Here is a 5,634-nt window from a genome sequence, read left to right on the forward strand (position 1 = left end):
GGGGGAACGGTGAGCTTCCTCGCTCGTTTCACTCCCTGCGGGATCTCACCTAGTTCCTTTTCCCAAGGGAGTCTCGCCATTTCCCCACCAACCCAGTCACGGGAGAATAACGGATCCTTCCAGAAGAGTGAATGCTCTCCTTCTAAATAGGTCCTAAATGCTTATATGACAAGCTTTTTCACATCGTTCTAGCATAAAAATACACTTCTTCTCCCTAAGTGGTTTCGAGCATCTGATTCGGCCAGGTCCGGAGGGGGACGATGAAGACTCCTGCGGGATGAACATGATCGGTAAGATCCCGGAAGGCGAAGCCTGAGGAAGCTTACCACATGCCCACGGAAAGCGAAATCGTCCCCCGCAGGACCTAATTCTCACAAAAGTCTCGAAACTGAGTCTTCAAGTATCGGGAGCTTATCTTTAATGTCTGCGTAACGTTTTATTAGACTTGTATTAGTTTTGTTTTAAGGTTTCCAGGTCTTCAATAATCTGATCCGCACTTCCAGCTTCGGTACCGTTATAGCTTTTAATTACTTCTCCATCTGGAGTGACCAGGTAAAAACTGGTCCCGTGAGCAACCTGATTGGAGTTCTCCAGCTGTTTAACTGGAGATTGAAAAGACTTGATCGAAAATTCCTTTACCTCGTGGAAGGAATAACCCGTCAGGAAATTCCATCGGCTGAAATCAGGCTGATATGGTTCGGCAAAGGACTTCATTTTCTCCGGAGTATCGGTCTTAGGGTCTACACTCATAGAAACGAGCGGGACCTTCATCCCTTCCTGGTCAAGCTCTTGCTGTAAACGAGACATATTTCCGGTCATCGGCGGACATACCGTCTCACAACTTGTAAAAATAAAATCAGCAATCCAGTATTCACCGCTGTAGTCTTCCGGCAGAGTGACTTTTTCACCATCCTGATTTACAGCTTCAAGGGAATTCACATCCCTGGACATATTTGTTTCGATTGGGGACCCACATGCTGTCAGAAGTAAAACTGCCAAACCGAGTACCCATATTGTTCTGCGTTTCATTTTAATCCCCCAATTACTTTTCTCTCTTCTAAGTGTACCACTGCTTTCCGACAGGCAGTCATCGAGTGCTCACTGTCACAAAATAGTTAGATTTCTGGTGATTTTAAGCGGAAGATCGACAATTCCGGGCGACAGAGAAAACGGTAGGGTACACGTGTAGTACCCAAACCTCGGCTTACAAATAAATCCATTCCATCTGGAAGCTGATAATGACCCTCTACGTATTTTTCAGCTAAAGGGGGGGTGATTAAATAGCCATAGATAGGGAGCTGTACTTGCCCGCCGTGACTGTGACCGGATAACTGGACATCTACCCCGTACCGCTGAACTTGGTCGGCAATATCAGGTTCATGGGCGAGAAGAAGTGTGAAGCTGTTTTCGATGCGATCTGATAGTGTTTCTTTTATGTCTGGACGGCCGAGCATTACGTCGTCCAATCCGGCAAGTGTAAAGGAATCGCTGTCTTTTTGAATCGATGTGCTTTCATTTTGCAGGAGGGTGAATCCACCGCGCGACATAACTTCATAAATCTTCTCTGTACCGTATCCACCGTGGTCATGGTTGCCATAGATCCAGTACTTTCCAAGTGGAGCTTCCAATCGGTTTAATAAGGATGGCAGTCGGTCCGTAAATGAGTAGGTCTGCGGTTCATCTACTAAATCCCCGGTAAATATAATTAAATCCGGATTTTTTTTGTTTATGGTTTCAATCAGCTGCTCGAATTTATTTAAATCATAATGAAATCCGATATGCGTATCGGAGAATTGAAGGATATCGACGTTATGAAAGCTTTTTGGAATTTTCGAATGATGTATGCTGAACTTTTTTACGGTTAATAAATCAGGTTCTACGTACTTGGCATAATAATAGCTCAGTCCACTTAAACCTAGAAAACCAAGAAAACTGCGCACCATATTCTTAATGAACTTGCGCCTGGTTAATTTCATAGAAAGTCCTCTCCCCTGAATTCTTTGGTCATTATACCACGAAAATCTTTATTCAAACTTAGGAAGATTCTCCTCCTTTTTAATATTTTTTAAAAAATGAACAGGAATTCATTTTTTTATGTGGAATGTAGATATATAGAGAGATAGGAGGATGATGAAATGAACAATCAGGTGGTAATTATTACAGGGGGCTCGAGTGGTATGGGGCTCTATATGGCTAAAAGATTTCTTGAAGAAGGTGCTAAAGTCGCGATCACAGGACGATCACAGGAGCGTTTGGAGGAAGCAAAAAAGCAGATCGCTGGAGAAAATGGAGACCATCTACTGCTAATTGCTATGGATGTTCGGGAAGTGGAAGACACAAAGAGAATGGTTAATGAAACCGTGAATGCATTTGGTAGAATTGACCATTTAGTTAATAACGCAGCCGGCAACTTTATAGTGCCCGCAGAAAAGCTATCCCCAAACGGATGGAATTCGGTCATCAATATTGTATTAAATGGAACGTTCTACTGTAGTCAGGCCGTCGGTAACTATTGGATAGAAAACCAAATCAAAGGCTCTATATTAAACATGGTTGCTACATATGCATGGGGCGCAGGAGCTGGTGTTATCCATTCTGCATCTGCAAAAGCTGGAGTGCTTGCTATGACGAGAACGCTTGCTGTGGAGTGGGGAAGTAAGTATGGAATCAGAGCTAATGCCATTGCTCCGGGACCGATTGAACGGACAGGGGGCGCGGAGCGATTGTTTCAATCCGAAGAAGCGACGGAACGCACGTTGAAGTCTGTTCCTCTTGGACGGGTTGGACAGCCGGAAGAAATTGCTGGTCTCGCTCGTTTTATACTCTCCGATGAAGCCGCTTACATGAACGGGGAAGTCGTTACGTTGGATGGTGGTCAATGGCTGAATAAATTTCCATTTTAACTGGTAGATTTAAAAAAACCATTAAAGAAACCGCTGCGCGCTGCAGCGGTTTCTTTGTGCAATTAAATTACATAGAAGAAAATAGTGAAGAAATGGAAAATAGAGCCACCAAGCACAAATAAATGCCAAACCATATGGTGGAACGTGAAGCTTCTCCATACATAAAAGATTGAACCGATGGAATACATGACACCCCCGAGGATCAGGTAAGTTATTCCTGCTGCCGGAACTTCGGTGGTTAACGGTCCCCATGCAATAATAAGAAGCCATCCCATCAGTACATAGAATAGTGTAGAAAGAACGACAAAACGTTTTACAAAAAAGACTTTGAAAATAATCCCTAAAATAGCCATTCCCCATATAATCCCAAACAGTGTCCATCCTAAGGAACCGCGCAGTGGAACGAGTAGAATCGGGGTATAGGTCCCTGCAATGAACAAATAGATAGCTGAATGATCGAAAATCTCGAATAAGTCTTTCATTTTCCCAGCTGGAAAACTATGCACAAGTGTAGAAGAAACGAACAGCACAAGCATGGTAACCCCGTATATAGAAACGGACACCACATGCCAGGCGTTTCCTTCCAGACTTGCAAATACGACCAGCATCACCAGCATACCCACACTTAATACAGCACCAATCCCGTGCGTAATGGCGTTCGCTATTTCTTCGCGTCTTGAAAACGTGTGTGTCATCATTAGTTTCTCAGCCCCAATAAATTCATGTTGCTTTTTATTATACGCCTTCGTGAATATTTAATAAACAACAAGGTTTATATATAGAGAGATAAGGGGTATAAAAAATAGACTTAAATCCCTTCAGAAAAAGGTTTGTCGGAATTTGCAGGTCGAGATTTATCCAGATTTATGTTACTATATTTACTGGTTAACCAAAGCGTCTTTCTGCTCCTTCAGTTGTAAGAGAAAAAGGAGAGAACAAGTTTATGGTAAGTTTAGAAAAAGAAGCATTAGTTATTCCAAAAGTATCCGAGTTAATGATTTCTTCTGAAAAAGTAGCTCATGTCCAAGTTGGCAATCCATTGGAGCACGCTTTGCTGGTGCTGGTAAAGACCGGCTATTCTTCTATTCCTGTTTTAGATCCGACCTTTAAGTTTAAAGGGGTCATCAGTAAGTCGAAGATTTTAGAAGAAACCCTGGGCATTGAAGAATTTGAATTAAACCGTTTATCTGATATTCAAGTAAAAGAAGTGATGGATAAGGATTTTCCATATCTCCATCATGAAGACAGTATGATTGACGCTTTGCATAAGTTAATTGATTTTCCTTTCGTCTGTGTAATTGATGATGATGGTGAATTTGATGGAATTGTCACCCGGCGCACCATTCTGAAACAGTTCAGTAAGCATTATCACGAGACTTTTAAATGGACATAAACAAAAGACTATAAATAACAGCTATGATAAAATAGAGGGCATCACATAGGTGCCCTCTATTTTTTTATGGTTCAGGTCAGGCAAATCTACGAAATCGATTGTTCCTATAAAGCTCGCGATATAGGAACAATCGATTTCGAGACAATTTTGTTATGAGTAAGGGTCCTTCGGGGGACTATTTCGCTTTCCGGCCCTGCACGACGCAGGAAAGCGAGTTGTGCCCGTAGCCGCCCCGATAGCTTAAGAAACTTTTTATGAAAATCAACAATAATAGAGTCTTATCTGAGAATTAGAGGGAGCGATAGGGTACCGGGCCCGACTCGATTCCTGAAAAATCTTTCTTTATAACAGGCACAAAATTTAATCTTCAAAAGTACGTATCAGTGAAGTGATTGACTCAATCATTACTGTAGCAACGTTTAATCTAGCGTATGGTTTTAAAGGTGGATGTCCGCATGACAAAGAAAAAGAGAAGAAATCGTGGTCTCGTATTAGCTTCCATAATGTTGGCGATGTTTCTGGCGGCTATCGAAGCAACGATCGTGTCGACAGCTATGCCGAGCATTGTGGCTGATCTCGGAGGGTTTAGTTTATACAGCTGGGTATTTTCAGCTTATTTATTAACAAATGCTGCGACAGTACTATTGTTTGGACGCTTATCTGACATTTTTGGGCGGAAGCCGATTTTTATGATGGGAATCAGCTTATTTTTAGTCGGGGCTGTGACCTCTGCGCTTTCTCCTTCGATGGAAGTATTAATCGTGGCGAGACTAATTCAGGGGTTTGGGGCAGGGGCCTTAATGCCGATTGCGACGACGATCGTCGGGGATATTTATACAAAGGAAGAACGAGCGAAAATCCAAGGTTACCTGTCCAGTGTATGGGGGATCTCAGCCGTGACAGGTCCAGCTCTGGGCGGATTTTTTGTAGATGTTCTCAGCTGGCCATATGTTTTTTGGATGAATGTTCCACTCGGCCTGTTGGCATTACTTGGTGTCATTTTTTTCTTCCATGAAGATGTCTCTGAAGAGAAAAGACCCATTGATGTGGCTGGTTCTTTCTGGGTGGTCATTACGATCAGTACACTCATGTTTATCCTGGTAGAGGGAGGAGTAGGTATCCCCTGGAAATCATGGGCTATGTTTGCTTTATCAATTGCATCTATTGTCAGCTTTATTATTTTCTGCCTTGTGGAAAGAAAAGCACGAGAGCCGATGATGCCTTTTCATATTTGGAAGTACCAGTCCATCCGCTATGCGAACTTAACCTCTCTTACAACAGGTATGATACTTATGGGGGTTACGAGTTATCTTCCGGCGTTTGTACAGGGAGTTATGG

Annotated in this window: 6 protein-coding genes; 3 read left to right on the forward strand and 3 right to left on the reverse strand. The window is 42.7% G+C overall.

The window, feature by feature from the left end; translation table 11 throughout:
• Window positions 1-450: 450 nt before the first annotated feature.
• Window positions 451-1,029, reverse strand: a complete 579-nt coding sequence (locus tag WAM07_RS15665) for an SCO family protein (protein ID WP_422168324.1) — start codon at window positions 1,027-1,029, stop codon at window positions 451-453.
• Between the two features lie 86 nt (window positions 1,030-1,115).
• Complete coding sequence (locus tag WAM07_RS15670; RefSeq protein ID WP_422168326.1) at window positions 1,116-1,976, reverse strand: metallophosphoesterase; 861 nt, start codon at window positions 1,974-1,976, stop codon at window positions 1,116-1,118.
• A 159-nt stretch (window positions 1,977-2,135) separates the two neighbouring features.
• On the opposite strand from WAM07_RS15670, the gene fadH reads away from it, so the two are divergent.
• A complete protein-coding gene (gene fadH, locus WAM07_RS15675; protein ID WP_422168328.1) occupies window positions 2,136-2,903 on the forward strand; it encodes a 2,4-dienoyl-CoA reductase in 768 nt (255 codons plus the stop codon).
• 62 nt (window positions 2,904-2,965) lie between these two features.
• On the opposite strand, the gene trhA is transcribed toward fadH, so the two are convergent.
• Window positions 2,966-3,601 (reverse strand): PAQR family membrane homeostasis protein TrhA, encoded by a 636-nt coding sequence (gene trhA, locus WAM07_RS15680; RefSeq protein ID WP_422168330.1) that lies wholly within the window; start codon window positions 3,599-3,601, stop codon window positions 2,966-2,968.
• Window positions 3,602-3,846: 245 nt separating this feature from the next.
• Here trhA and cbpB point away from each other — a divergent pair, with 245 nt between their 5' ends.
• Together cbpB and WAM07_RS15690 are read left to right on the forward strand one after the other, a co-directional pair.
• A complete protein-coding gene (gene cbpB / locus WAM07_RS15685) occupies window positions 3,847-4,296 on the forward strand; it encodes a cyclic-di-AMP-binding protein CbpB (RefSeq protein WP_089753551.1) in 450 nt (149 codons plus the stop codon).
• Window positions 4,297-4,751: 455 nt separating this feature from the next.
• Window positions 4,752-5,634 (forward strand): MFS transporter (locus WAM07_RS15690; protein WP_422168333.1); only part of this gene is annotated, 883 nt, incomplete at its 3' end.

This window comes from Halobacillus sp. (assembly GCF_049282395.1).
GTDB lineage: Bacteria > Bacillota > Bacilli > Bacillales > Halobacillaceae > Halobacillus.